Source organism: Microcystis sp. M079S1, assembly GCF_020246425.1.
GTDB lineage: Bacteria > Cyanobacteriota > Cyanobacteriia > Cyanobacteriales > Microcystaceae > Microcystis > Microcystis aeruginosa.
In genome coordinates this window covers 1-24,119 of sequence record NZ_JADBSZ010000270.1, presented here as the reverse complement: position 1 = coordinate 24,119, position 24,119 = coordinate 1, and the positions used below count along the sequence as shown (strand labels likewise).

Here is a 24,119-nt window from a genome sequence, read left to right as displayed (position 1 = left end):
GCAAAAATAAGGATTAAATGGCATAAAATCTGTAAATAGACCATTTAATTGATTAATGCTCATTTTTAATTCTCCTGACTACTGACTACTGGCTACTGACTCCTAACCCTAACAACGATTTTTGATTTCTGCAAGAGGTCTATTGTTTTAGGTACTCTATTAGCTTTTAATTTTACGGCTAATTTAGTAAGCTGATATTTGGCTAAATTAACTTTTTCTTAAGAGAATCTGAATGCACATTGCCTGGTTAGGAAAAAAATCTCCTTTTTGCGGTAACGTTACCTATGGGCGAGAAGTGACTAATTCCCTGCTCGATCGAGATTATCAAGTCAGTTTTCTGCATTTTTCTTCCGAAAAACCCACCGTAAGCGATTGGCCCGACTTTTACGACGAAATCACCCTGCCACGTCTCTATAGTTCCCAAGTCTATACTATTCCCACCCTGAAATCGAGTCGGGTTCTACAGGATAAACTCAGGGAACTGAAACCCGATCTAGTTCATGCGTCCTTACCCCTGTCTCCCCTCGATTTTCTGCTACCAGAAATTTGTGAGTCTTTAGATTTGCCTCTGGTGGCGACTTTTCACCCGGCTTTTGATAGTAAAATTCGCAATCTCATCTCTAGTACCCAATTATTAACCTACCAACTACACGCCCCTTTTTTAGCTAATTACGATAAAGTAATTATTTTTTCCACCTCTCAACGGGATTTTTTAGTTAAATTGGGAGTTCCCGAAGAAAAATTAGCAATTATTCCCAATGGGGTTGATGTTAATAAGTATTGTCCAGGACCCTCGAATATTAAAGCTCAATATAATGCCGATTGTTTATTTGTTTATCTCGGTCGGATCATGCCGGAGAAAAATGTAGAATCTTTATTGAAAGCTTGGAAAAAAACCAGTTTAGGTGATAGATGCAAACTGCTCATTGTGGGCGATGGTCCGTTAACTCCTTCCCTTAAACCTTTTTATGGAGAAGAAGATGGTATTATCTGGTTAGGTTTTATCGGCGATGAAAATAAACGAATTGAAATTTTGCGCGGGGTTGACGGCTTTATTTTACCCTCATTAGTGGAAGGTTTATCGATTTCCCTCTTAGAAGCGATGGCCTGCGGTGTTGCTTGTCTGGCTACGGATGTGGGGGCCGATGGGGAAGTGTTAAAAGGTGCGGGAATAGTTCTAGATACTAAAGGACTAATTACCCAATTAAAAACTCTCTTGCCCGTATTACGAGATCATCCCGAATTAACAACAATTTTCGGACAAAAAGCCCGTCAAAGAGTTTTAGACTCTTACAGTCTCAGCAAAAATATCGATCGCTTACAGTTAGTTTATCAAGAAGTGTTAGCCAAAAAACAATCTTCTCTTAGCTACTTTCACTAAGTAATTTATATGACAATTGCCCGGACAATTTGCTTGGGATTTATGGCGGTAATTTTAGCGGGAACTTCCCTGTTGATGTTGCCTGTTTCTACCACTAGCGGCACTTGGAATGACCCAATTGTTGCCCTCTTTACCTCCACTTCTGCTGTCTGTGTTACGGGTTTAGCAGTAGTAGATACGGGTACTTATTTTTCTTTTTGGGGTCAATTATTTATTGCTTTATTAGTGCAAGTGGGGGGTTTGGGTTATATGACCACTACCACTTTTTTAATGTTATTAGTTGGGCGAAAATTTGACCTGAGACAGAAGTTAGCGATTCAAGAATCCTTTGATCGACCTTTCCTACAAGGTAGTCAAAGTTTAATGAAATCAGTGATTGCTACTACTCTAGTTTTTGAGTTAACAGCAACTTTGGTTATGTTAACTGTCTTCGCCCAAAAGTATGATTTTAGATATGCAGTGTGGTTATCTTTATTTCATAGTATTAGTGCTTGGAATAATGCGGGTTTTGGCTTGTTTAAAGATAACTTGATGTCCTATCAGTCTTCAATTATTATTAACTTATCTATCACAGGATTGATCATTTTTGGAGGTATCGGCTATCAGGTAATTATCGAGTTTTACACTTGGTTTATTTACCGCTTTCAATATAAACGAAAAGGCTTTGTTTTTTCTCTTAACTATAAAGTTGCTATCAGTACAACTATATTTTTATTAGTGATGGGAACATTAGCTTTTTTACTTACTGAACAGGGAAATGGTGACACTTTGGCTAATTTATCAATTAAAGATAAATTGCTGGCTGCTTGGTTCCAATCGGTAACATCGAGAACAGCAGGATTTAATACCATTGATATTGGTAAAATTTCCGTCGAAGGTTTATTAATTACCATGGCTTTGATGTTTATTGGTGCCAGTCCTAGCGGTACAGGGGGAGGTATTAAGACCACAACTTTTAGGATTTTATATAATTGTACCCGCTCGGTTTTAAGAGGTCGTGAAGAAGTAACTCTCTATCAAAGGCGCATTCCTATGCCGTTAATTTTAAAGTCAATGGCGGTGGTTTTTGGCTCGGTTATAGCGATTATTATCTCCACCCTAGCTATCTCATTTGTGGAGACAGATTTTCAAATGATTCAACTGTTTTTTGAGGTAGTTTCTGCCTTTGGAACTGTCGGCTTATCTATGGGTATAACCGCCGCTTTATCGCCAATTTCTAAGTTAATTATTGTTTTTATGATGTATCTGGGACGGGTGGGAGTTATACTTTTAATAGCGGCTATTATCGGCGATCCGAAACCAACAGTTATTAATTACCCCGAAGAAAACCTTTTAGTGGGATAATTAATATCAGTTATCAGTTATCAGTTATCAGTTTCTCCTGTCTCCTCACTCATTGACACTAGCATTTTAAATGCGTAACAGTTTAACTTCAAATTATGCAATCAATTAAATTTTTTAGTAGTATGCGTCCCCAAAATCGTCAATTTGCCGTCATCGGATTAGGCAGATTTGGGCGCGCCGTCTGTGAAACCTTACGCAAACAAGGTTATCAAGTGGTAGCGACAGATATTGACGAAGGATTAGTAGCGCAAGCGTTATCTGATCGAATAGTAGATAATGCGATCGAGCTTGATTCTACCAAACCTAACGCCCTGCGAGAAGCGGGAATTTTTGAAACCGATACGGTGATTGTCGCTATTGGTAAATACGTGGAAGAAAGTATCATTACTACTCTCAATTGTAAGGAAGCAGGGGTTAATTTTGTCGCCGCTAAAGCCTCCACAGAAATCCATGGAAAATTACTCAAAAAAGTTGGTGCAGATTTAGTAGTTTTTCCCGAATACGATGCCGGTTGTGAGTTAGCGCACCGTTTAACTAGACCATCAATTTTAGAACGATTTGATCTCGATCCCGAACATAGTATTGTCGAGTTAAAAGTCCCGGAAGCTTTTCACGGCAAAACCCTAGCAGAGTTAGAAATTCGTAATCGTTATGGGTTAAATATTGTCGCTGTCGGTAATGCGGAAAAATTCAAGATTAACCCCAATCCCCAAGAAAGATTATACAAGGATTTAGCAATGGTGGTGATTGGTTCTAACCGAGATATTCAGCGTTTACCGATGTAAATTTTAGTCAAATAGATGAAGGCGATTTTTTAGCCGTCAGTCGAACGCTTTTTCTCCTGATATCCCTGTTCACTGATAACTGATAACTGATAACTGATAACTGATTAATTTCCTCGCCAAAAGACAATCGAATTATTGAGAGGTTGGATGATGGTGCCGGGATAATAGAAAGCGAGAATTTGTTCGGGAGACCAACCCAAACGGGCTAAATTATAGGAACCAAATTGACTTAATCCTACCCCGTGGCCGAAACCGCCACCAATAAAGTTATAACCCTGGATCTGTCGATTGGTATCGTAGATAGGATCGATGTAGAATAGGGTACTGCGAGGCGGTTCCAAAGCACTACGCACCTCATTTTTATGCAGTTCCAAAATCCCCTTATCGGTTTGAATAGTCATAGTCAGAATCCGACCGGAAGGAGAGCGCTTAGTCACTTCCATCCATTGGATTTTCTGGAAATGAGCGAGGGGATGTTTTCTGCGTTTTAGATAGGTTTCTAGGTCTTGACTCAAATCAGCTAAAGAAGCTTGTTTTTGCCAGCGAAAAACCCGTCGGCCCGTCTCATTAAAACCATCTTTAAGATTAATAAACTGGCGAAAAGTTGTCTCATTAGCGAGAGATTGTTTCGAGAGATCCCAGACTCGATTAGGGGAGTCCACCACTGCCCGGAGATAAGGTCTTTCCTCCCCATCCCAAACATCACTAAAGAGGGCAGTTATTCCTCCGGTGGTAGAGGAATAAAGGGCATCCACTAACTCATTTTGGTAGGTTAAAACCAGGCCTCGCGTGGACGCGATCGCTTGATCAGCCCGGGGATTAGTTCCCGTCAATCCATAATAAACTTGACAATGGGTATCGGCACAGAGTTCGTAATTATCGGCTTGAAAACGGCGGAGATTGCGGAGGGCGTAGGTACGGGCGATAATAGTTTGCGCCCGGGTGGCGCTTTCCGGGGCATCATGACCGATTTCGTGGGGTACAACCCCGCGCAGGTAGGTTTCGAGGGGAACGTTATTAACTAGGGTAAAAGTGCCGTAGGCGTTGGGCTGTAGGCGCATGGTTCCCCCGTACAAACGTACCTGATCGGAGCTATGGGTGACTTGAATCAGGTTTTTTTGGCTCTCGATTTCTAATTCTTTGGGAAAATAGCGCACCCCGTTGATCTGGAAAGAAACTTGCGGCTTTTCTTTGAGTAAAACACTATTAATATAGGGTTGATTGTGGCCTTTGGTTTGCAAACTGGTCAGCAACCAACGTCGCACTAGGGGATTTTCATAAACTTCTCGCTTTGCCCAGACCTGCCAGCGTCCGGGTTGGGTAATTTCGACTTTAATGCCCATTTTTGCCCAATTTTTGGCACTATTTTCGGCGGTTTCAAAGGTGGCGTGGTCGCTCAAAATGACTTTTTCTTGGAGGATGGGAGAGGCGAGGGGACGGGGAATAACTTCTAATTGTAGGCGATTGGTTTGCAGGGTTTGGGATTGGCCATCTTCTCCCACCACGCGCAGGGTGAGATTATCACCACTGGTACTACTCAGGGTTAATTTTTCCTTGGCTTCATCGCCAAAACGTTGGACAATGCCCACTCTCAGAAGGACATCCTTGGCTATAGCGGCAGGAATTAGGGTTAAACTGAGCAAGATCGCCGCAGTTATGGAACCGATGCTAATTATTGGTTTTTTTTCCTTGATTTTTAGCATAAAGTCAAGTATCTGTTAATAAGTTTTCATAAAAGTTGAGGATATTCAGAGATTATAGCAGCAAGCCGTTAGGGGAATGGGGGAATAGGGTAATGGGGGAATTTCAACTAAAACCCCAACACCCTAAAACCCCAACACCCAACAAAGCATCTAACTTCCCCCATCGCTGATAATGCGTAAACGTACCATTTTTTGTCCACCTTCATCCAGTTCCACTTCGATCACTTCACTGGTTAAACTTTCCAAACAGGTTAACATCGATCGCAGATGGGGATTACTTGCTCCCGTATCCACATAGAGGCGATCGGACAAACTACCCAAACGTTTCCAAGTAGTATAAAGTTTAGCTACGGCTTGCTCTAATTGTGTGGCTTGTTTAACCAGATCCGCCGCCGTATTTAGACAATCGACGCGCAAAGCTTCTTCTAGAGCCATTTCGATATCTAAATTACCCCGTCGGAGAGTTTGTACTTGGGCTGCCGCATCGAGATATTTGGCTAAACTGCGTGCTTCCGAGGTGATTAATTTTACCGTGTCCACATCGGGATTAGCGGCGATTTCTTGACGGAGAGTGTCGATATGAGTATCGGGTAACTTTTCTAATTCTTTCACTAAGGGAGCGAGATGACGCGCCGGTAAACTGCCGTCGCTGGCTTTTTCTTTCACTTCATCGGGTAGTAAATCTGAACTCATCGCCGTCCATTCATCGGCCAATTGCTTCACCTCCCGACGGGTAATTCTCTCCCCTTGTCGGGCTGCATCACTGACTAATTTTTGAATTTCGGGGGCAGATTTGGCCGTTTCTACGAAGGCGCGTTTACTAAAATTATTGATACTATCGGGATCCAGTTGTCCTTCCGCCAGGAGAGTATCAGCACTATTAGCCAATTGAATCAGAGCATAAGCTTGACTTTTAGTGATTTCTCGCTGTTTTAACCAGTTCAAAAAGCCTGTACCGCGACTATCACCGCCTTGCTTTTCCCGGTCGCGAATAGCTCGCAAAATTCGCCCCCGCCAGATTTCCGTTTGCAAATCAAAGCGATCGCAGACTTGCCAAAAAGAATCCAGTTGCTGCTGAAAGTCATGATCTTGGATGGTTTCATCTTCGGGATCTGGCAGTTGAAAGTTAAACTCTAGAGGCGTTTCAAAGGCATCAATGATCGCGGAGGTGTCGGAGGAGAACGTCGCAGCATCAACCATATATGATAGACTCGGCAGTTAATCGGGCATTTTATCTTAACTCGCTCTGGCAACCCCCGACAAGCCGATTAATCGTCAGGTAAAACCCCACACCCCACACCCCACACCCCACACCCTGTCCCCACGAACAACTTTTTCATCAAACCCTAGTTAGGAGAAGCATTGGGGGGAGTGGGACTGGTGACAGGTGCGGGAGGTGTCGTCCCGGTCGTGGGACTGGTGACGGGTGCGGAAGGTGTCGTCCCGGTCGTGGGACTCGGACTGGTGACAGGTGCGGGAGAAATCGATGGATTGGAAGCGGGATGACGACTCAGGAATTGCCCAGCGATCGCAGTCAGCAAACCGAGAACACCGACAGCGATCGCTGCTCCGAGGAGGGGTGAAATGGTAGTGCGCGCGGGGGGAGAGGTAGGACTAGAAACCGAAGAAGATGCGGGGGGGGGAGTGGGTATTGCCGTCACCACTTCTTCCTCGGAGTAGGTTTCTTCGCTGTGATCAAAATCTTGGTCATAAAGATCGGGAATAATCCGTTCTTTGGCCTCAGCATAAACTAAAGGCGTGACAGGTTCAGCCGCAGGAACTACCCGACAATAAACTAGGGCGATGGTGGAGTTATCGTGACCGTTTTTCTGGTTAGCTAGTTGTAATAAACTTTCCCCCACGGCGGTTACAGTTTTCTCCCCTTGCAAAAGAGGCAGAATTTCACTGTCCCAGTATTGTTCTACCCGATCATAATCACTCAAACCATCGGAACAGAGGAGAAAAACACAATCTTGATCAATAATCAACCTCTGAACAGTGGGATGGAGATTAGTGGCGCTACTCATGCCCAAAGCTTGCACCAAGGCCCCGGCGTTGGGATACTGTATGGCATCACGATAGAGGAGATAGCCTAATTTCACTTCCCTGCAAGCGAGATCATCATCCACCGTCACTTGATGACAACCGTGGGCAGTAATCCAATAGATACGGGAATCCCCCACATGGGCCGCGTACATTTCCTGGGCGTGGGCAAAAGCCATAACTAGAGTCGTACCCATGCGCTGACGATCTTGTCTTGACTCCTGATCATTGCGTTGACTGATCAGATCATTGGTGACACGAATCGCCTGTTCGAGGACAAGACTGTGACTATCGGGATAGAGTTCAATATCAGTGGTGGGACTGCGATTAATTTCCCTAGGCAGGGTTTCGATCGCCAATTGAGAAGCGATTTCGCCCCCTTCCTGACCGCCGATGCCATCACAGACAATCGCCAGGGGATTTTGACCATGAGCGAGGGTTATGGCCTGATTAGCCGGGGGATAACAGGCATCCTCGTTGTGTTCCCGCATCAGACCGGTATCAGTGCAGGTAAAAATCTCATAGCTGCGTTCTTGACCTCCACCGTAGTGCTGTAGTGCATAATCGAGGATAGCGATCAGGGATTCCGGGCGATCGAGATCACCGGATTCTAGCTCTTGGGTTAGGGATGCGAGAAAATCTTGAATATTAGCGGCTGCCGTCGGCATCAGACCGGTCCACAGGGACCCTAAATCTCGTAAATTGGGAGCGGTAGCCTCGTCTTTGCTTAATTCTAGCAATTGCAGCAGCTGATTATTCACTCTCGTCAGAGAAGGGTTGAGCAGACTAGAGACCACAGCTTTTTTCTGGAGGGGATGCCAGAGTTTGGCCATTTGCCATAACCAGTGAATTTGTCTTAAATCGGAAGCTTGCGACCAAACCTCGGCCAGAGTGGGCAATAGTTCCGGATAAATTAATTCTCCCGTTTCATCGAGGGGAATATTGCCGTATTCCAACAGCCAGATGTCCATATTTAAGCGTTCATCGGGACTGGGAATATAGCCATAGACTTGGGGAATGTGGAGATGGAAGGGTAACAATTTTAGGTAGAGGGAAATCCAGCTAGGAGGTTCGTCCGGCGCTTGGGGTGCTTGAGCGGGTTTAGTATCAAGAACAATTTGTGGTTGTTTGACCAAATAACGATTATCAATTAGCTCGCCAACATGATAATAGGTTCTCACCCAATCACCCATCATCCATAAATAGCGCTTAACTAAAGGAGTACCGCATTTTTCACAGAATCTATTAGTGAGAGCGTTCGGGGATAGACAGGTTAGGTTTTGACATTGGAGGGTTGTCACGGAATCCATGAAAACTGCTGACTCCTAAAGCGCGGTTAGTATAGGTTAATAAAATAGCGTGTTTTTATCCACGATGACTGCCAGTGTATTGCAGTGTTTCCCAAATTTTACCCTTTGTGGCTCGATCAGGAATAATTAATGCTGACAGTGCCATCTCTATAGGTATGTCTGGGGTTGGGGAAGTGGGAATTATAAATTATAAATTATCAATTGGGGAGGTGGGGAAGTGGGGAAGTGGGGAAGTGGGGAAGTGGGGAAGTGGGGAAATTGAACTAAAACCCCAAAACCCTATCACCCCAAAACCCTATCACCCTATCTCCTGTCTCCTGACAGTTTTTAAATATTTTTCAACATCAGCAAAGAGCGAGTTTGAAAGCCGAGATTTTGGTAGAGATTGAGAGCATTGTCGTTATTGATGAAGACTTGTAAACCGATGCGGGTTTGTCCGCGACTTTTTGCCCAATCCTTAGCTCGATCGATTAGTGCGCTGGCGATACCTTGGCGACGATGCTGGGGATCGACATAAATTAGAAAAATATGACCATAGCGATCGCCTGTCACCTGATCGACGGCGCTCCCCATCCAGAGACAAGCGATCGCCGTTTGTTGTCCTTCGACGATCCACAGGGGAGTATCGAGGCCAAAAAACTGTCTGACTGTATCAGCTAGATGGGAGAGGTTTTTTTGTTCGGGAAAAAATTCTTGATAGCTGCGGGTGAGAAAATTAATTAGTAGATAGCGATCGCTCGGTTTTCCCAGTCGCAGCCGATAATCTTCGGGAAGGTTAGCCATGCCAAGGATAAGAGAAAATTATGCCCAGGGATGGCTCGATCGGAGCGGGTGCCGCTAAATCTGCCGGTAAAAAAATCCGGATGCCAGTGGCAACCAGAGCAACTAAAAACACTAAGATAGTCAGGAGCGGGGCGATATATTGCCGGAAAAAAGCCATAATTATTTGATCTCTAAACTGCTGTTCCTTCTATTTTAGGGATTGCCAGTGGAGATATCAGCAATTTTTTTCCTAAAAATTCGCCCAAAAAAAGTGACCGGCATACCGATCACCAGAAACCGACAACTAGACTATGACTAAACACCGATTAAATCTAACGAAGGTGCAAATAGGCCGCCTCTGCTTCCAATTGACGCACTAGAGCCTCATTTCCCTGCGCTCTAGCTACTTCCAGTCGGTGTTGTAAATTTCTGCGGAGTGTTTCCCTATGGGCCACGGTGGCCTGTGTTAGGACTTGCTGACGATTTTTGTTCATGATGGACAGACTTTTGAGCGACTTAACTTACCTTATATCTAAATCATAACATTCTCCTTGGGAAACTGTATCTTTAGCTACTGAATTTAGCGTTAAGATTTATTAAAGCTGTTGGCAACCTTAGTGATAAGTCGATGACGGAACAGGCACTAATAACCCTTACTAGCGATTTTGGACTACAGGACGGTTATGTGGGCATTATCAAGGGAGTAATCGCGGGAATTGCCCCCCATGCTCGCACGATCGATCTGAATCATCAAATTTCGCCCCAAGACCTTTACGCTGGTCGTTTTATTCTCCTGAATGCCTATCAATATTTTCCCCAAGGCACTATTCATCTGGCAGTTATAGATCCGGGGGTAGGAAGCAAAAGACGCGGGGTAGGGATTCGTTTTGCCGGTGGTTATTTAGTTGGGCCAGATAATGGTTTATTTAGTGGCATTTTAAGCCAATCTCCCGCTATATCTGCCGTTAATCTCGATAATTCTTCCTATTGGCGCACCCCTAACCCTAGCACTACTTTTCATGGTCGTGATATTTTTGCTCCTGTGGCCGCTTATTTGTCCCGGGGAGTACCCCTAGAAATGTTAGGTGAGATTATTGATCCCGATAGCTTGCAACAATTAGCGATCGCTGTTCCGCAAATCGAGGAAGATAAAATCAGGGGTCAAATTCAATATATTGACATTTTCGGCAATTTAATCAGCAATATTCCCGATTATCTCCTAGAGGGAAAAAATTGGTCGGTGCAGTTGGGGCCAAAAATTATCCCCGCAAAAAACACCTACAGTGATGTTCCTTCCGGAGAAATAGTCGCTTTTATCGGTAGTCACGGGGGGTTAGAAATTGCCGTCAATAGTGGTAGCGCCCAAAAGCAATTACACCTAAATATTGGCGATGCGATCGAGGTTACAATAGATAGGGTTTGCTGAAAAAGTCTGTTGGTGGAGTTAGCAGTCAGTATTCTCCGAGTCAGGAGATAAGAGTCAGGAGTCTCCGAGTCAGGAGACGGGAGACGGGAGACGGGAGATTATTTTTATTTATTCTCCCCAATTCATAATTCATAATTCCCACTGATAACTGATCACTGATAACTGATCACTGATCACTGATCACTGATAACTGATATAGCTTTTTAATCAATTCTCATACTAATATCTAACCAAGTAGAACGGGTAACTGGGGCGCTAGTGGAAATATAATCTACTCCTGTTTCGGCAACGTTGCGAATGCGATCGAGGGTAATATTTCCCGATGCTTCTATTTTGGTTTTACTATTAAAATTGCGGATCATCTCCACAGCAGTTTGCATCATCTCTAAATCCATATTATCTAACATAATGATCTCTACCTGCTGCTGCAGGGCCTGATTCACTTCTTCTAATTGGCTAGTTTCTACTTCAATTGTGAGAGGATAGGGCATATTTTGCCGTACACGACGCACTGCTTCCTCAATGCTGCCTGCTGCTTGAATATGATTATCTTTAATCATAATTGCATCATCTAACCCCAAACGATGGTTAATAGCGCCACCGATACCGGAGGCATATTTTTCTAAAATTCGCAATCCGGGGGTAGTTTTGCGAGTATCCACCAATCTTGTCGATAAATCGGCAATTTTCTCCACATACTGACGAGTGGCACTAGCAATCCCACTCAAGCGCATGGCAAGATTTAAAGCGACTCTTTCCCCAATTAACAGCGCATCGAGGGAACCTTCTATCTCAGCAATAACTTTAGACTTGGGGCAGAATTCCCCCTCGGCAACGGTGGGGGTAAAGTGAATAGTGGGGTTAAGCAGTTGAAAAACTCGTTCAGCTACGGGTAAACCGGCAATAACTCCCGCTTCTTTGGCAATCCAACTAGCTTGACCGATTTTAGCATGACCGAAGAAAATTGCTTGGGTGGTGCGATCGCCTCTACCGAGATCTTCTCGTAACCAGTTTTCTAACAAGGGATCAAGGACTAATAGGGGCGGTAACATAGAATTTATCGAAAAAATCGGGACGTATTTATTTTAAGTTTAGGAATGTTTGACCTGTTTGTAAACTTTCTTTAATTGAAACTTATCCCTTCATAGATTAACTCGATCGCACAGTGAAAATCGAGACTAGATAGAATAATTTCTTCCCCTTGACTATAAGCGCAGTAAAACCAAATTTTATCTTCACCGCGACGATAAACCTCGACACTGATCGATTCAGGATCGACTAAAACGTATTCTTGTAAACTAGGAATCTGACGATAATATTGTAACTTTTTAGTGCGATCATAGTTTCCTGTGCTAGGGGAAAGCACTTCAATAATCACTTGTGGATGTTGAATAAAATTACGAGATTCTCTATCCCTAAAATCGCAACTAATCACCAAATCGGGATAAAAATAACGACTATTATTAGCTTGTACCTTGGCATCAGATACATTGACTCGACAGCCTCGCGGACGGAGATGAGAATATAAAGTTCTGTAAAAATTTAGGGTAATATCATTATGAGGCAGACTACCCCCAGTCATGGCGATAATTTCCCCATCAATATATTCATGGCGACATTCCTGTGTAGCTTCCCATTCTAGATACTCTTCCGGGGTCATTCTTTCTGGGTATTGAGGTTGAGCGATCATTTTTCTTTTTCCTTGTCAACTAACTAAATTAATATCCCATTTCCTTTTTATCTTATACCATTTTCTCGCCCGAAGATTTAAGAATAGTTATAATTAAGCGGTGACTGATTACCCTAATGATAAGATGGAGACAGAAAGCATTATTATCGCAGGTCGCTAAGATGACGAAAACAGTTGCCGATATCATGACTCCCAATCCCATCACCGTCACCGCTAACACTTCTCTGTCGGAAGCAGTGAAGATTTTGGCCGAAAAGCGGTTTAGTGGTTTACCCGTGGTGGATGACAATATGCGACTGATTGGGGTTATCTCCGAAACTGACCTTATGTGGCAGGAAACGGGAGTAGAAGCTCCTCCTTACATTATGCTCCTCGATAGTGTCATCTATCTACAAAATCCTAGCCGTCACGAGAAATTACTCCATAAAGCTCTCGGTCAAACCGTGGGGGAAGTAATGACCGATAAACCTATTAGTATCACAGCCGATCGCCCTTTGAAAGAAGCGGCCTCGTTAATGTATGATCGTCATGTGCGTCGTTTACCGGTGATTGAGGAAGAAACCCACAAAGTAATTGGTATTATCACCCGCGGCGATATCATTCGCGATATGGCAAAATCCGAAGCATAATGGCTTTTCTAGGGCAACAATTAACTAAAAGGTCTTGAACAAATGAATCAATCTCAGGAAACGGTTACTTATTCCCTAGAAACTATCTTGACGCGGATGGAGGGAAAAATCGATTCGTTACAAAAAGATGTGACGGATTTAAAGGTAGGACAAGCGGTGTTAACGGGAAAAGTTGAGGGAATAGAAAATCGACTAAACTCATTAGAAGGAAACCAAAAATATCAGGTTTGGGCATTAATTGTCCTCTTAGCTGGGGCAATTGTGAAAACTTTTTTTCTGAGCAGTAATCCCTAAATTCTTATTTCCCTTGCAATTTTTCTAAAAACTATCAGGATGAAGCGCCGTCAATTTCTCACTAATTCCGCTCTAACTGCTGTTAGTTTTTCCCTAATTACCAGAAAAGTTATTAGCAATAATTTTCCTCTAATTAAACCGCCACATCTACAACTGGGGGACGGAGTGGGTATTATTAGTCCGGCGGGGGCAACTTTTAAAGAAGATGATTTGAATATAGTTATTGAAGCAGTTAAAGCTTTAAAATTAGTCCCAAAAGTTGGTCAACACGCTTTAGATCGTTATGGTTATCTAGCCGGTAAAGATAGCGAGCGAGCCGCGGATATAAATCAATTTTTTGCCGATGATAATATTGCCTTAATTTTACCAATTCGCGGCGGTTGGGGAAGCGCTCGTTTATTACCTTATCTCGACTACGATTTAATTGGCCGTCATCCGAAAATTATCTGTGGTTTTAGTGATATAACTTCTTTATTATTAGCTATTTATGCCAAAACTGGTTTAGTTACTTTCCATGCTCCCAATGGCTTTTCTAGTTGGCGCACCGCTCAAACTGAAAGCTTTCGACAGGTTTTATTTTCTGGAGAAAAGTTGACTTTTAGAAATATTCCCGATCCCGATGATGCCAATCGTTTAATGCAGGTAAAAAACCGGATTCAAACTATTACTAAAGGTCAAGCAAAAGGTAAATTAATCGGTGGTAATTTAACCACTTTAGCCTCGATCGCAGGTTCTCCCTATCTACCAGATTTTACCAGTGCTATCCTATTTTTAGAAGATATTGGTGAAGATGTTTATGAAATAGATCGCCTGTTAAATCAATTAAAATTAGCGGGAATTCTCGATAATTTAGCTGGGTTTATCTTCGGTCAATGTAGCAATTGTAGCGCCGATGGTGACTATGGTTCCCTGACTTTAGAAGAAGTGATCCGAGAATATATCCAACCCTTAAAAATTCCCGCTTGTTTAGGTTTGATGATCGGACATTTGGAGATTATCGAGACTCTAGCTATTGGTATTGCAGTAGAATTTGATGCTAATCGGGGAACAATTACTATGTTAGAATCGGCGGTTAGTAAGTAGGTGTTAAAGCCTCAAAAACTGTTCCGGCGTTCCCACTCAAAGACTTTTTCAGCAGCTCCTATATTAATTTTTTGGGTACTGATAAGTAGTTGGACAAAAGTAAAGTTAACTGTGGGGTAAGGAGTCAGTCCCGATGAAAAAATTTTCACCCCCACAGATGAAAGAGGTTTCTTTCCCTACACCCCACACCCTACACCCTACACCCTCTTTCAAGTCAGAGGAATGTAGCGAAATATACGGAGCGATCGAACCAATTTGTAATATATGTGGCCTATAAAATAGGATGATGCGGGCGTTGTCCACACTTGCATCGGGAGGGAACCGTGACGACTTTTCTGGCTTCGCTCAATTTACTGCCTTCTAGTTCTCCCGCTGCCAATTTTCGGACTGGAGAATGGACTTTTCCCACACTCTACTCCACGCTTGCTCCTGCTGCCCTAGCAGATTTGGTTTTTTCTCGTTACGAGATTGATGTACCGAAAAATTGTCAATTTTGGCATCGGGGTTTAAGTGATGTGTATCTCCTCGAAACCCTGACAACTCCCTACATTTTGCGCGTATCTCACTGCCATTGGCGCAGCAAAATGGAAATCGACTTCGAGTTAGAATTATTAGATTATCTCGATCGCTCTCAGGTTCCCGTCGCTGCGCCAATTCGCACCAAAAACGGTGATTTATCCGTAGAAATTAATGCTCCGGAAGGGAAACGTTACGCCGTCCTTTTTCCCTATGCTCCTGGAGGAATTGCTATTGGGGACATAGATATAGAACAAGCCTATCATTTAGGGGCGATCGTGGCTAATTTACATCGGGTGACAGCAGATTTTCAACCCCTAGCCTATCGTCATCCCCTCAACCTCAAATATCTTCTCGACGATTCCCTGCAAATTATCGCACCTTTTCTGCACCAACGACCGAGCGACCTAGACTGTGTCTTAGAAACCATTGGGGAAATAGAGGAAGAAACCGCTAAATTACCGACAGAATCTCCCTATTGGGGCATTTGTTGGGGCGATCCTCATAGTGGTAATGTGCATATCACCCCTGATAATCAGATGACCCTATTTGATTTCGATCAGTGCGGTTATGGTTGGCGAGTTTTTGATATCGCTAAATTTCTGCAAGTTTCCCTACAATCCGGCTTAAATCGCCAGGTTCGCCATGGTTTTATCCAAGGCTACGATGAAACAGTGCCTTTAACCGATGGTGAATTATCTTGTCTTCAGTATCTCACCCAAGCGGCCTATATTTGGTCTTGGTCAATTAGCTTAAATAACCTGCGTTTAACCGATTATAGTCGTCTGTGCGCCAATTATTTTAGCAGCCGTTTGGCCATTCTCAAACGTTTAAGAACCCAAGAATGGGAATTATTCTAAAGCAGCTTCGATGCTGCTGGTGATCAAATATAGTTGCCAATTTCCCAATCACCGAGGCGGACTGAAAAATATCACTAACCAAGATCAACTTTCTTGCTGGTCAATGGCCAAACGAGGGATCGATCCCTGTATGCTGGTAAGTATAGATAATCACTAGGTAAAGACTTTCTTCTCCATCTGCCAAAAGTGAAGCAAGCTTTACCGCTTTTGAATACTCTCTCACAGCCTCACAGACAGATGGTTATTATGTCCAGAAGAAAGAAGAAGTTTCCCTGTGGTCACAAGGGTTATGGCCAAGTCTGCCATCATTGCGCTCAACTAGATGCCGCTTGGGAAGAAAGAAAACGTCAAAAAAATGCCTGGGAAGCCACTTTTTCCCAAGATCCGATCGATCTGCGGGAATTACCGAAAAATGTGGTACTTAAAGCTAGGGAAATCCTGCAAGGATTGCAAAATCACCGCAATTATCGAGATTTCCACGGTAAACGATTGCGACATGATCGCTTTATTATCAGTATCCCCGTTACCCGCAATTATCGCCTCATCTGTCGCGACTACGGCAATCTCCTCGTCCCGGAAGCGGTCATCTCTCACGAAGATTATAATGTTTGTAAACCGGGTAGGTGAAGCTAATCTTTAGTTTGCTTGGGAAGATTTATCGCTGTTTATGTCTCCCGAAAATCCGGCAGCCAATTTTGATCGAGAATCTCCTCTAGATTAGCTAACAATTCCAGAGGGAAAATACTGGCATCTAATTCGGTTTCGTCAATAATCAGATGGCGAGCATCGAGATAACATTTTGCTAAAATTTCTCTTAAATAGGGTTTGCTGAAAAAGTGTATTGGTGGGGTTAGGAGTCAGGAGTCAGGAGTCAGGAGTCAGTAGCCGGTCGTTTCAGGCTTTGTTGCCCTTGATTTTTGTACCAGTTTATGTACTACGAGAAGAATAATGCAAGGTTTTTGAATGTCCCAATCCTATTTTCGCAGCATGAACATCGGATTTTAACAGGTCAAAAGCCTTATTTTAAAAGGGTTTTACCATTATTCAGCAGACCCTAAATAGGACTTTAAACTGGGACTATCTTCTAAAAGATCGGCAATTTGTAGGCGAAAATTTCTGATTTCTTTTTTCCATGCTGCTTGATTGTAATCTCGTGGCGATTGCCAGTAAGTTAACTTTAGTAAATGCTCTAAAAGTCGAGTTAAGAGACTCTTAAGCGCTCGTCGATTATTTTTACCCAAATCTGCAAACTCCTCTAATAAATTCTGCCAATCTACCGCTTGAAAATCGCCCTGACGTAATTGGTTGATAGTGGACTCTAACCAAAGTTGATAATCGCTATCGTAGAGATTTGAAATGGTAATATTCATGATTTTTTACTCCTTAATTACACTTTTCAGAATCATTACTGATAGCTTCCCAATCCGGCAGCCAATTTTGATCGAGAATCTCCTCTAGATTAGCTAACACTTCCAGAGGGAAAATACTGGCATCTAATTCGGTTTCATCAATAAGCAGATGGCGAGCATCGAGATAACATTCCGGCAAAATTTCCCTTAAATAGGACTTTAAACTGGGACTATCTTTGAGAATTTTTTTGATCTGAATACGAAAATTGCGAATTTCTTTTTTCCATCCAGCTTGATTATAATCCCGTTGGGATTGCCAGTAAGTTAACTTCAGTAAATGTTCTAAAAGTCGAGTTAATAAACTTTCTAATGCTCGTCGTTCACTTTTTCCCAAATCTGCCAACTCCTCTAATAAATTCGGCCAATCTACTGCTTGAAAATCCCCTTGACGCAATTGGTTGATAGTGGACTCTAACCAAAGTTGATAATCGCTATCGTAGAGATTTGAAATGGTAATATTCATCATTTTTAAAATGGGGAAAAATCAGGAGTTAAGCTGCAGGTATCCAAACTATAGGAGAAATTTGGGGCTAATCAATCAGCTAGTTGTGCCAGTTTAGCCGAATTATCCTCTCAATCACATCTAACTGCGAAAAAACCGCCAAAAAGAGTGATAATAAACCTAAGTGGGTGGGTGGAATTAAATATAAGATGAATGTAGGTTGGGTTGAAGCATGAAACCCAACCCCCGCATGGGTTACGCTACCGCTAACCCATCCTACAAATAATTGTGCCTCCCTACTTAGCTATTCCCAGAGTAACAAGAAAAGCCCGATGGTGAAAACAGTAATAGGTGTCGATTTAGGTGGAACTGCGATTAAAATTGGTAAATTTGACCAAGAGGGCAATTGTCTCGAATCTCTCACCTTGCCCACTCCCCAACCCGCTACACCCAAAGAAGTCGCCCTTACCATACATCAAGGCATTTGTCAAGTAAATTTAGATAAAAGTTGTCAAGCCATCGGTGTGGGCACGCCAGGTCCGACGGATGCTCAGGGGAGAATTGCCAAAATAGCGATTAATTTGGCAGGATGGCGGGATATTCCCCTCGCCGATTGGTTAGAAGAAAGCACGGGAATGCCGACAATTTTAGCCAACGATGCCAATTGTGCCGGTTTAGGGGAAGCTTGGTTAGGAGCGGGCAAACGCTTTCAAAACCTCATCCTGTTGACCTTGGGGACGGGAGTAGGAGGGGCAATTATCCTCGATGGTAACTTATTTGTGGGCAGCAAGGGAACGGCTGCAGAATTAGGCTTAATAACCCTTAATTTTGACGGTCCATTGTGCAATAGCGGTAATCAGGGTTCCTTGGAACAATACACCTCCCTGCAAGCTATTCGCCGGATGACCGGCAAAGAACCGAAGCAATTGGCAGAATTGGCCGAAAAAGGCGATCGAGAGGCTTTAGAATTCTGGCAGGGTTACGGTTGTTTACTAGGGGCTGGTATCGCCAGTTTACTCTATGTTCTCACCCCAGAGGCGGTAATTATCGGCGGCGGCATTAGCGCCAGTGCTAAGTTTTTCTTTCCCTCTCTGCTCACAGAAATCGAAAGACGGGTGTTACCTAGTTCCAGAGAAGGATTAGAGGTATTAACGGCCGAGTTAGGTAATCGCGCTGGGATGGTGGGGGCTGCTAAATTAGCTTGGCAATTAGTGGACCTCCGCAAGGAGTCTATTATGGGGGGGGACTGACTTAATCGTGAATAATTAAGTGGCGATCGCAATCGCTGCTCACCGTTCCCTGACGCTGAAATTCCCCTAACAAACGCGTCACCGTTACCCTTGTAGTACCGATAGCATTGGCGAGATTTTGATGGGTTAAACGGATCTTTAAACGACTGCCTTGGGCGATTGGTTCTCCCATCTCCCGCTTTAATAACTGTAGTAACTGCTGGAGACGTTCCTCCACTCGTTTGATTCCTGCGATCGCAAGAAGCGATTCCGTTTGTTGTTGACGACGGATCATTTGATTTAGCATCATCCTAGTTAATTCCGCCGAATTTTCCACTTCGGCGATCGTGTACCACTTTAGGTACAGTTCCGACAAGGCTCTGGCGTGATAGGATTCCAAATGGGTCAAATTTAAGCCAAAAAAGTGGGATGAATGAACCCAGCCTAGTAAAATTTCCTCTCCACTCTCAGATACTTGACTTAGTTGCGCCATACCCCGATAAACTTGCCAGACTCCATCAACCACCAGAGGAATATTTTCCCCGCGATCATAAAAATGGAGCCGACGACTCTCGCTATAGTCTTCTCGGAAGGGTGAGACGCTGGGATTATAGGTCAGCAACATGATCAAAGTTCTCCTGGGTGAGGGGCTAACAATTTTAACCCCACTTTACTGTATCAAGGTAAACATTAGGTAATCCCCAGATTAACAGTTATCAGTTATCAGTGGGTCAGTTATCAGTGGGTTAGTGACCAGTTCACCGATTACTGATTACTGTTCACTGTTCACTGAAATAATACTAAATCCGTTGAGTAACGCACAGAAAACGGGTTTCTCGGAGAAACCCGTTTTCTGATCATGTCCCCCATTTCCCTCTCCCGCAGCTGAAAAACCTACAGATTATTAATTTAAAGCATCTTTAAGAGCCGTGCGAGCGGCCAGATGATTGCGGGTTGAGGTGAGAATTTCCGATTCTCGTTGCAGACGACTGACTGTATCGAGCATTTCCAATAAAGCCTGTTGTTCCCCGGCCACACCGTAGAGATTACCCGCCACCCAGTAGGATAATTCTAGGGGAAGACTGGGCAAATCGTCGGGGAGTTCAATTTTTTGAGCGGTTAATTTGGCTGATAGATGAACCACATCCCGCAGCAGTCGATCCACTTCTTTGGCCAGAGGTCGCAGATCTTGGGTGGTGGGGACATCTTCAATCCACTCCACTAAACCGACGCGATAGGGTTTTTCCCGGACATATTCTAGGACACGGAAGCGCTGTTGACCGATGGTGAGAATTTTTAACCGATCATCTGGAAGACGTTGACAACGGACAACTTCCGCACAACTGCCGACTTTAGCGATTTCTCCCGTGGACGGATCTACCATTAAGACCCCAAAACGGCGATCTTCTTCCAATATCGTATTCATCATAATCCGATAGCGAAACTCGAAGATGTGCAGGGGCAGGGGACGACCCGGGAATAAAACAACTTCGGGAAGGGGAAAGAGAGGTAATTCTCTAACGGCAATGGAAGAAGTGGCCATAGGTTTAGTAAAAAAAAACCGATCTTTTCTTATTTTTACACAATACCCCCTGAACCGCTAGGCAAGGGCAATAGACTCCGAGCCAGTATTCAGGAGCCAGTATTCAGGAGCCGGGAGTCGGGAGATTGCCTTTATTTATTCTCCCCACACCCCACCTTAATGCACTTACTGCATGATATAAATGCCTAAACACGATGGTGAGCGGATTTCTGTTACAAACAATACAAAATTATCCAAGTTAAAACGAATTAAATAACAGATAGAGACTAGGTAAATTACTAAATTTTTGCTAATGACGACAGTATTTTACAGAATACTTATTGTTAAATCCCGATTTCTTCATTTCTAACCCGCACCAACTAGAACAATTACACCCACAAACCAGAAGGAGATAGATTCGTGGTACAAGCAGCTGAAAGAGATGGAACAACTCTCAATAAATTCGAGAAATTTAAAGCCGAAAAAGACGGATTAGCCATTAAAGATGAACTAGATCATTTTGCCCAAATCGGTTGGGAAGCGATGGATAAAACCGATTTAGAACATCGCTTAAAATGGGTGGGAGTTTTTTATCGTCCCGTCACCCCGGGCAAATTCATGATGCGTTTGCGGATTCCTAACGGCATTCTCAGCAGTGAGCAAATGCGGGTTTTAGGGGAAATCGTGCAGCGTTACGGTGATGATGGCAATGCCGATATTACTACTCGTCAAAACCTACAATTACGCGGTATTCGCATCGAAGATATTCCTGATATTTTCCAACGACTAAAATCCGTGGGCATGACTTCGGTACAATCGGGCATGGATAATGTCAGAAATATTACCGGTTCACCCATGGCGGGACTAGACGCGGATGAATTAATTGACACCAGGGAATTAGTCCAAAAAGTCCAAGATATGATTACCAACTACGGTCAAGGTAATTATCAATTTAGCAATCTGCCCCGCAAATTTAATATTGCCATCGAGGGGGGCCGGGATAACTCGGTTCATGCGGAAATTAACGATATTGCCTTTGTTCCTGCCTATAAAGAGGGAGAATTAGGCTTTAATGTCGTGGTGGGCGGCTTTTTCTCGGCTAAACGCTGTGAAGCGGCAATTCCCATGAATGTTTGGGTGAGACCGAATCAGGAAGTGGTGGATTTATGCCGAGGAATTTTGGAAGTTTACCGCGATAACGGATTGCGCGCCAATCGTCAAAAATCCCGTTTAATGTGGTTAATTGATGAGTGGGGAATTGAGGAATTCCGGACGCGGGTGGCTAATCAGTTAGGTTATCCCTTGGCAACGGCAGCGGAAAAAGACGCTATTGACTGGGAAAAACGAGATCATTTAGGAGTTTTTCCCCAAAAACAGGAGGGATTGAGCTATATCGGTCTTTGTGTTCCCGTTGGTCGTCTATTTGCCGATGATATGTTCGATTTAGCCCGGATTGCCGAAGTGTATGGCAGCGGAGAATTGCGTTTAACCGTGGAACAAAACGTGATTATTCCCAATATAGCGGCTGAAAATATGCCGACTCTTTTGACCGAGCCTTTACTGGCTAAGTTTACCCCCAATCCCACTCCTTTACAACGAGCGCTCGTTTCTTGCACGGGGGCGCAATTCTGCAATTTTGCCCTGATTGAAACCAAAAATAAGGCTGTGGACTTGATTCGTCAGTTAGATGCCGAATTAAATATCCCCCGGGGTGTGCGTATCCACTGGACCGGTTGCCCTAACTCCTGCGGACAACCCCAAGTGGCCGATATCGGTTTGATGGGGACAAAAGCGCGCAAAGACGGCAAAACCGTGGAAGGAGTTGACCTCTACATGGGGGGTAAAGTGGGTAAAGATGCCCACCTGGGCAGCTGTGTACAAAAAGGGATTCCCTGTGAAGATCTAAAATCGCTGTTAACCTCTATCCTCATCGAACAATTTGGGGCGACACCGAAAGGTTAATTAACAAGTTTATTGATACGCTGAATGGGTAGGGTTGATTCATAGTAGGGTTGATTCATGAATCAACCCTACCCAAACCCCCCGTTGGGGGCGTGGCGCCGCCCCCAAACCCCGGAGCGCATTAGTTTTTCGGTGGGATGCTTACACGCAGCTGCTGACGCATCTGTAATAATTTAAGAGTCACTCCCCTTGCAGGAGTGCCTGTCCTGATATGTAGCCTATACTCAACGGATTTAGTATCAGATGGGAATCGTTACTTAGCTTCAAATTGGGCTTGTTTACGAAGTAATTCCCCGATGGTTAAATTGGGTTGAGGTCTGCCCTCAAAAACTGTTCCTATCTCAAATTTTTGCAACTGTACCCGTGCCAAATGATAGGCCTCATCCGGTAGAGGAATATAACCAATAGTATCTAATAAATTGGGAACTCGATCGAGATAATGTTCGACAAATTTCTCTAAAGCGGGATTCTCTTGGGCTTTTTGGGCATTAACATAAATAAACAAAGGACGAGATAAAGGCTGATATTTACTATCCTCAACATTGCCGCGAGTTGGTTCAATACCGTTAACTTTCAAAGCTTTTAATTTATCCCGATTTTGTTCATAATAAGCGTGGCCAAAATATCCCAAAGCGTTGGCATCTTGACTGACGGAATTAACTAAAGCTTCGTCATCTTCACTAAAATTAAAGTCCCCACGACTGGCATCTTTGCCGTTAATTACATCACTGAAGAAATCGTAGGTTCCTGAATCTTTACCCGGCCCGTGAAGGGTAATCGGTTGGTCGGGCCAAGCGGGATTAATTTGATTCCAACGTTTGATTTTATTCTCGGCCGCTGGTTCCCAAATAGTTCTCAATTCTGTGGTCGAAATATCATCAACCCAGTTATTTTGGGGATTTACCACCACGGTTAAAGCATCAAATGCGATCGGTAGTTCGATAAATCTGACCTTATTAGCATCACATTCTTTTAATTCTTCCACAGAAATCGGCCGAGAAGCATTATTAATATCGGTTTCTCCCGCACAAAATTTTCTAAAACCGCCGCCGGTTCCTGAAATATTAGCGTCAATTTTAACATCAGCCAAAGCTTTGTTAGGGGTATTAGCTTTAAAATCTTCGAGAACTTTATCAGTAATTGGTGCTACGGTACTCGAACCATCAATTTTAATTGGTTTTAGGTCTTGAGGATTAATATTGCCACAAGCGGGTAAAAGTAGAGCAGTTCCTAGGACAATTGCGACTACTTTGGTCGGACGAGATAGCTGAGTAAAAATTTCTAGCATAGGTGTAAAAAGGAGAAAGTAAAAACGGGTATTGGGGAGACTTTTCAGTTATCAGTGGGTTAGTGGGGTAGTGGGGTAGTGGGATTTGGGTGTTGGGTGTTGGGGAGTTTGCTGTAATCGGTAATCGGTGAACTGAAAACTCACATCTGATAACTGATAACTGATAACTGATAACTGATTCAAGGCTGAGGGATGATGACTAAAAACCTTAATCGTTTCTTTGTTGTTTTTACGTCACTACAATGATAGGGAAAGAGAAAAACCTAATCTAAACTGGAAAAGTCAGCGGCTTTACCCGCGGCTTAAAACTAATGTTTAGTCAAAATAAATAGTAAAAGAAGAACGTAGGTTGGGTTGAAGCATGAAACCCAACGCCCGATTATGTTACGCTACCGCTAACCCATCCTACAAATAATTGTGCCTCCCTACTTAAAACTAATG

The 24,119-nt window shown here is 43.5% G+C and carries 24 protein-coding genes and 1 pseudogene; 11 read left to right on the top strand and 14 right to left on the bottom strand.

The genetic code is table 11. The features are described from left to right. Nucleotides 1–232: 232 nt before the first annotated feature. The 3 genes from IM456_RS17880 (at nucleotide 233) to IM456_RS17870 (ending at nucleotide 3,510) form a co-directional block, all read left to right on the top strand. The gene (locus IM456_RS17880) at nucleotides 233–1,381 is read left to right on the top strand and encodes a glycosyltransferase family 4 protein (RefSeq protein ID WP_147072712.1); all 1,149 of its coding nucleotides are present in this window, start codon (nucleotides 233–235) and stop codon (nucleotides 1,379–1,381) included. Nucleotides 1,382–1,390: 9 nt separating this feature from the next. After that, entirely contained in the window at nucleotides 1,391–2,725 is a 1,335-nt protein-coding gene (locus tag IM456_RS17875) for a TrkH family potassium uptake protein (RefSeq protein ID WP_149985297.1), read from the top strand. Nucleotides 2,726–2,820: 95 nt separating this feature from the next. Then, nucleotides 2,821–3,510 (top strand): potassium channel family protein, encoded by a 690-nt coding sequence (locus IM456_RS17870; RefSeq protein ID WP_002798291.1) that lies wholly within the window; start codon nucleotides 2,821–2,823, stop codon nucleotides 3,508–3,510. Nucleotides 3,511–3,614: 104 nt separating this feature from the next. On the opposite strand, the gene IM456_RS17865 is transcribed toward IM456_RS17870, so the two are convergent. The 6 genes from IM456_RS17865 to pirA all read right to left on the bottom strand — a co-directional run bounded on the left by IM456_RS17865 (nucleotide 3,615) and on the right by pirA (nucleotide 9,822). Beyond that, nucleotides 3,615–5,213, bottom strand: coding sequence for a SpoIID/LytB domain-containing protein (locus tag IM456_RS17865; RefSeq protein ID WP_287691610.1), 1,599 nt, complete (start codon nucleotides 5,211–5,213; stop codon nucleotides 3,615–3,617). A 150-nt stretch (nucleotides 5,214–5,363) separates the two neighbouring features. Further along, the gene (locus IM456_RS17860) at nucleotides 5,364–6,413 is read right to left on the bottom strand and encodes a hypothetical protein (protein ID WP_012265153.1); all 1,050 of its coding nucleotides are present in this window, start codon (nucleotides 6,411–6,413) and stop codon (nucleotides 5,364–5,366) included. Nucleotides 6,414–6,559: 146 nt separating this feature from the next. Next, nucleotides 6,560–8,566, bottom strand: a complete 2,007-nt coding sequence (locus IM456_RS17855; RefSeq protein ID WP_149985295.1) for a PP2C family protein-serine/threonine phosphatase — start codon at nucleotides 8,564–8,566, stop codon at nucleotides 6,560–6,562. A 327-nt stretch (nucleotides 8,567–8,893) separates the two neighbouring features. After that, the gene (locus IM456_RS17850; RefSeq protein WP_149985293.1) at nucleotides 8,894–9,349 is read right to left on the bottom strand and encodes a GNAT family N-acetyltransferase; all 456 of its coding nucleotides are present in this window, start codon (nucleotides 9,347–9,349) and stop codon (nucleotides 8,894–8,896) included. Next, the gene (locus tag IM456_RS17845) at nucleotides 9,342–9,506 is read right to left on the bottom strand and encodes a DUF8624 family small hydrophobic protein (RefSeq protein WP_002732944.1); all 165 of its coding nucleotides are present in this window, start codon (nucleotides 9,504–9,506) and stop codon (nucleotides 9,342–9,344) included. The genes IM456_RS17850 and IM456_RS17845 overlap by 8 nt, the downstream gene beginning before the upstream one ends. 154 nt (nucleotides 9,507–9,660) lie before the next feature. After that, nucleotides 9,661–9,822, bottom strand: coding sequence for an arginine synthesis PII-interacting regulator PirA (gene pirA / locus IM456_RS17840; protein ID WP_002733724.1), 162 nt, complete (start codon nucleotides 9,820–9,822; stop codon nucleotides 9,661–9,663). A gap of 134 nt (nucleotides 9,823–9,956) precedes the next feature. On the opposite strand from pirA, the gene IM456_RS17835 reads away from it, so the two are divergent. Then, nucleotides 9,957–10,754, top strand: a complete 798-nt coding sequence (locus IM456_RS17835; protein ID WP_149985292.1) for an SAM hydrolase/SAM-dependent halogenase family protein — start codon at nucleotides 9,957–9,959, stop codon at nucleotides 10,752–10,754. 203 nt (nucleotides 10,755–10,957) lie between these two features. Here the strand turns inward: IM456_RS17835 and nadC are convergent, their stop codons facing one another. Together nadC and IM456_RS17825 are read right to left on the bottom strand one after the other, a co-directional pair. Next, on the bottom strand, nucleotides 10,958–11,806 hold the full coding sequence (gene nadC, locus IM456_RS17830) for a carboxylating nicotinate-nucleotide diphosphorylase (RefSeq protein WP_079210119.1): 849 nt from the start codon (nucleotides 11,804–11,806) through the stop codon (nucleotides 10,958–10,960). Nucleotides 11,807–11,877: 71 nt separating this feature from the next. Next, a complete protein-coding gene (locus tag IM456_RS17825; protein WP_079210118.1) occupies nucleotides 11,878–12,444 on the bottom strand; it encodes a Uma2 family endonuclease in 567 nt (188 codons plus the stop codon). A gap of 161 nt (nucleotides 12,445–12,605) precedes the next feature. On the opposite strand from IM456_RS17825, the gene IM456_RS17820 reads away from it, so the two are divergent. The 5 genes from IM456_RS17820 (at nucleotide 12,606) to IM456_RS17800 (ending at nucleotide 16,453) form a co-directional block, all read left to right on the top strand. Continuing rightward, nucleotides 12,606–13,073, top strand: coding sequence for a CBS domain-containing protein (locus IM456_RS17820; RefSeq protein ID WP_012265148.1), 468 nt, complete (start codon nucleotides 12,606–12,608; stop codon nucleotides 13,071–13,073). 42 nt (nucleotides 13,074–13,115) lie between these two features. Continuing rightward, the gene (locus IM456_RS17815; protein WP_002797836.1) at nucleotides 13,116–13,367 is read left to right on the top strand and encodes a hemolysin XhlA family protein; all 252 of its coding nucleotides are present in this window, start codon (nucleotides 13,116–13,118) and stop codon (nucleotides 13,365–13,367) included. 39 nt (nucleotides 13,368–13,406) lie between these two features. Then, complete coding sequence (locus tag IM456_RS17810) at nucleotides 13,407–14,450, top strand: S66 peptidase family protein (RefSeq protein WP_149985291.1); 1,044 nt, start codon at nucleotides 13,407–13,409, stop codon at nucleotides 14,448–14,450. Between the two features lie 323 nt (nucleotides 14,451–14,773). Further along, on the top strand, nucleotides 14,774–15,826 hold the full coding sequence (locus tag IM456_RS17805) for a phosphotransferase enzyme family protein (protein ID WP_149985290.1): 1,053 nt from the start codon (nucleotides 14,774–14,776) through the stop codon (nucleotides 15,824–15,826). 246 nt (nucleotides 15,827–16,072) lie between these two features. Beyond that, nucleotides 16,073–16,453, top strand: a complete 381-nt coding sequence (locus IM456_RS17800) for a DUF7682 family zinc-binding protein (protein ID WP_149985289.1) — start codon at nucleotides 16,073–16,075, stop codon at nucleotides 16,451–16,453. Nucleotides 16,454–16,491: 38 nt separating this feature from the next. Here the strand turns inward: IM456_RS17800 and IM456_RS23605 are convergent, their stop codons facing one another. The 3 genes and pseudogenes from IM456_RS23605 to IM456_RS17785 all read right to left on the bottom strand — a co-directional run bounded on the left by IM456_RS23605 (nucleotide 16,492) and on the right by IM456_RS17785 (nucleotide 17,701). After that, nucleotides 16,492–16,596, bottom strand: coding sequence for a hypothetical protein (locus tag IM456_RS23605; RefSeq protein WP_374756707.1), 105 nt, complete (start codon nucleotides 16,594–16,596; stop codon nucleotides 16,492–16,494). A 285-nt stretch (nucleotides 16,597–16,881) separates the two neighbouring features. Then, a pseudogene (locus IM456_RS17790) lies at nucleotides 16,882–17,196 on the bottom strand (DUF29 domain-containing protein); the annotation flags it as partial. A gap of 13 nt (nucleotides 17,197–17,209) precedes the next feature. After that, complete coding sequence (locus IM456_RS17785) at nucleotides 17,210–17,701, bottom strand: DUF29 domain-containing protein (RefSeq protein WP_149985288.1); 492 nt, start codon at nucleotides 17,699–17,701, stop codon at nucleotides 17,210–17,212. Nucleotides 17,702–18,009: 308 nt separating this feature from the next. Here IM456_RS17785 and IM456_RS17780 point away from each other — a divergent pair, with 308 nt between their 5' ends. Continuing rightward, nucleotides 18,010–18,927 (top strand): ROK family protein, encoded by a 918-nt coding sequence (locus IM456_RS17780; RefSeq protein WP_149985287.1) that lies wholly within the window; start codon nucleotides 18,010–18,012, stop codon nucleotides 18,925–18,927. Between the two features lies 1 nt (nucleotide 18,928). Here IM456_RS17780 and IM456_RS17775 read toward each other — a convergent pair whose 3' ends face one another. Both IM456_RS17775 and IM456_RS17770 read right to left on the bottom strand, forming a co-directional pair. Continuing rightward, the gene (locus IM456_RS17775; protein ID WP_149985286.1) at nucleotides 18,929–19,531 is read right to left on the bottom strand and encodes a Crp/Fnr family transcriptional regulator; all 603 of its coding nucleotides are present in this window, start codon (nucleotides 19,529–19,531) and stop codon (nucleotides 18,929–18,931) included. A 279-nt stretch (nucleotides 19,532–19,810) separates the two neighbouring features. Further along, complete coding sequence (locus tag IM456_RS17770) at nucleotides 19,811–20,449, bottom strand: LON peptidase substrate-binding domain-containing protein (RefSeq protein ID WP_147071116.1); 639 nt, start codon at nucleotides 20,447–20,449, stop codon at nucleotides 19,811–19,813. Between the two features lie 399 nt (nucleotides 20,450–20,848). Here IM456_RS17770 and IM456_RS17765 point away from each other — a divergent pair, with 399 nt between their 5' ends. Beyond that, nucleotides 20,849–22,390, top strand: coding sequence for a ferredoxin--nitrite reductase (locus IM456_RS17765; RefSeq protein ID WP_149985285.1), 1,542 nt, complete (start codon nucleotides 20,849–20,851; stop codon nucleotides 22,388–22,390). 253 nt (nucleotides 22,391–22,643) lie between these two features. Here the strand turns inward: IM456_RS17765 and IM456_RS17760 are convergent, their stop codons facing one another. Continuing rightward, complete coding sequence (locus IM456_RS17760) at nucleotides 22,644–23,678, bottom strand: PstS family phosphate ABC transporter substrate-binding protein (RefSeq protein WP_149985284.1); 1,035 nt, start codon at nucleotides 23,676–23,678, stop codon at nucleotides 22,644–22,646. Between the last annotated feature and the right edge of the window lie 441 nt (nucleotides 23,679–24,119).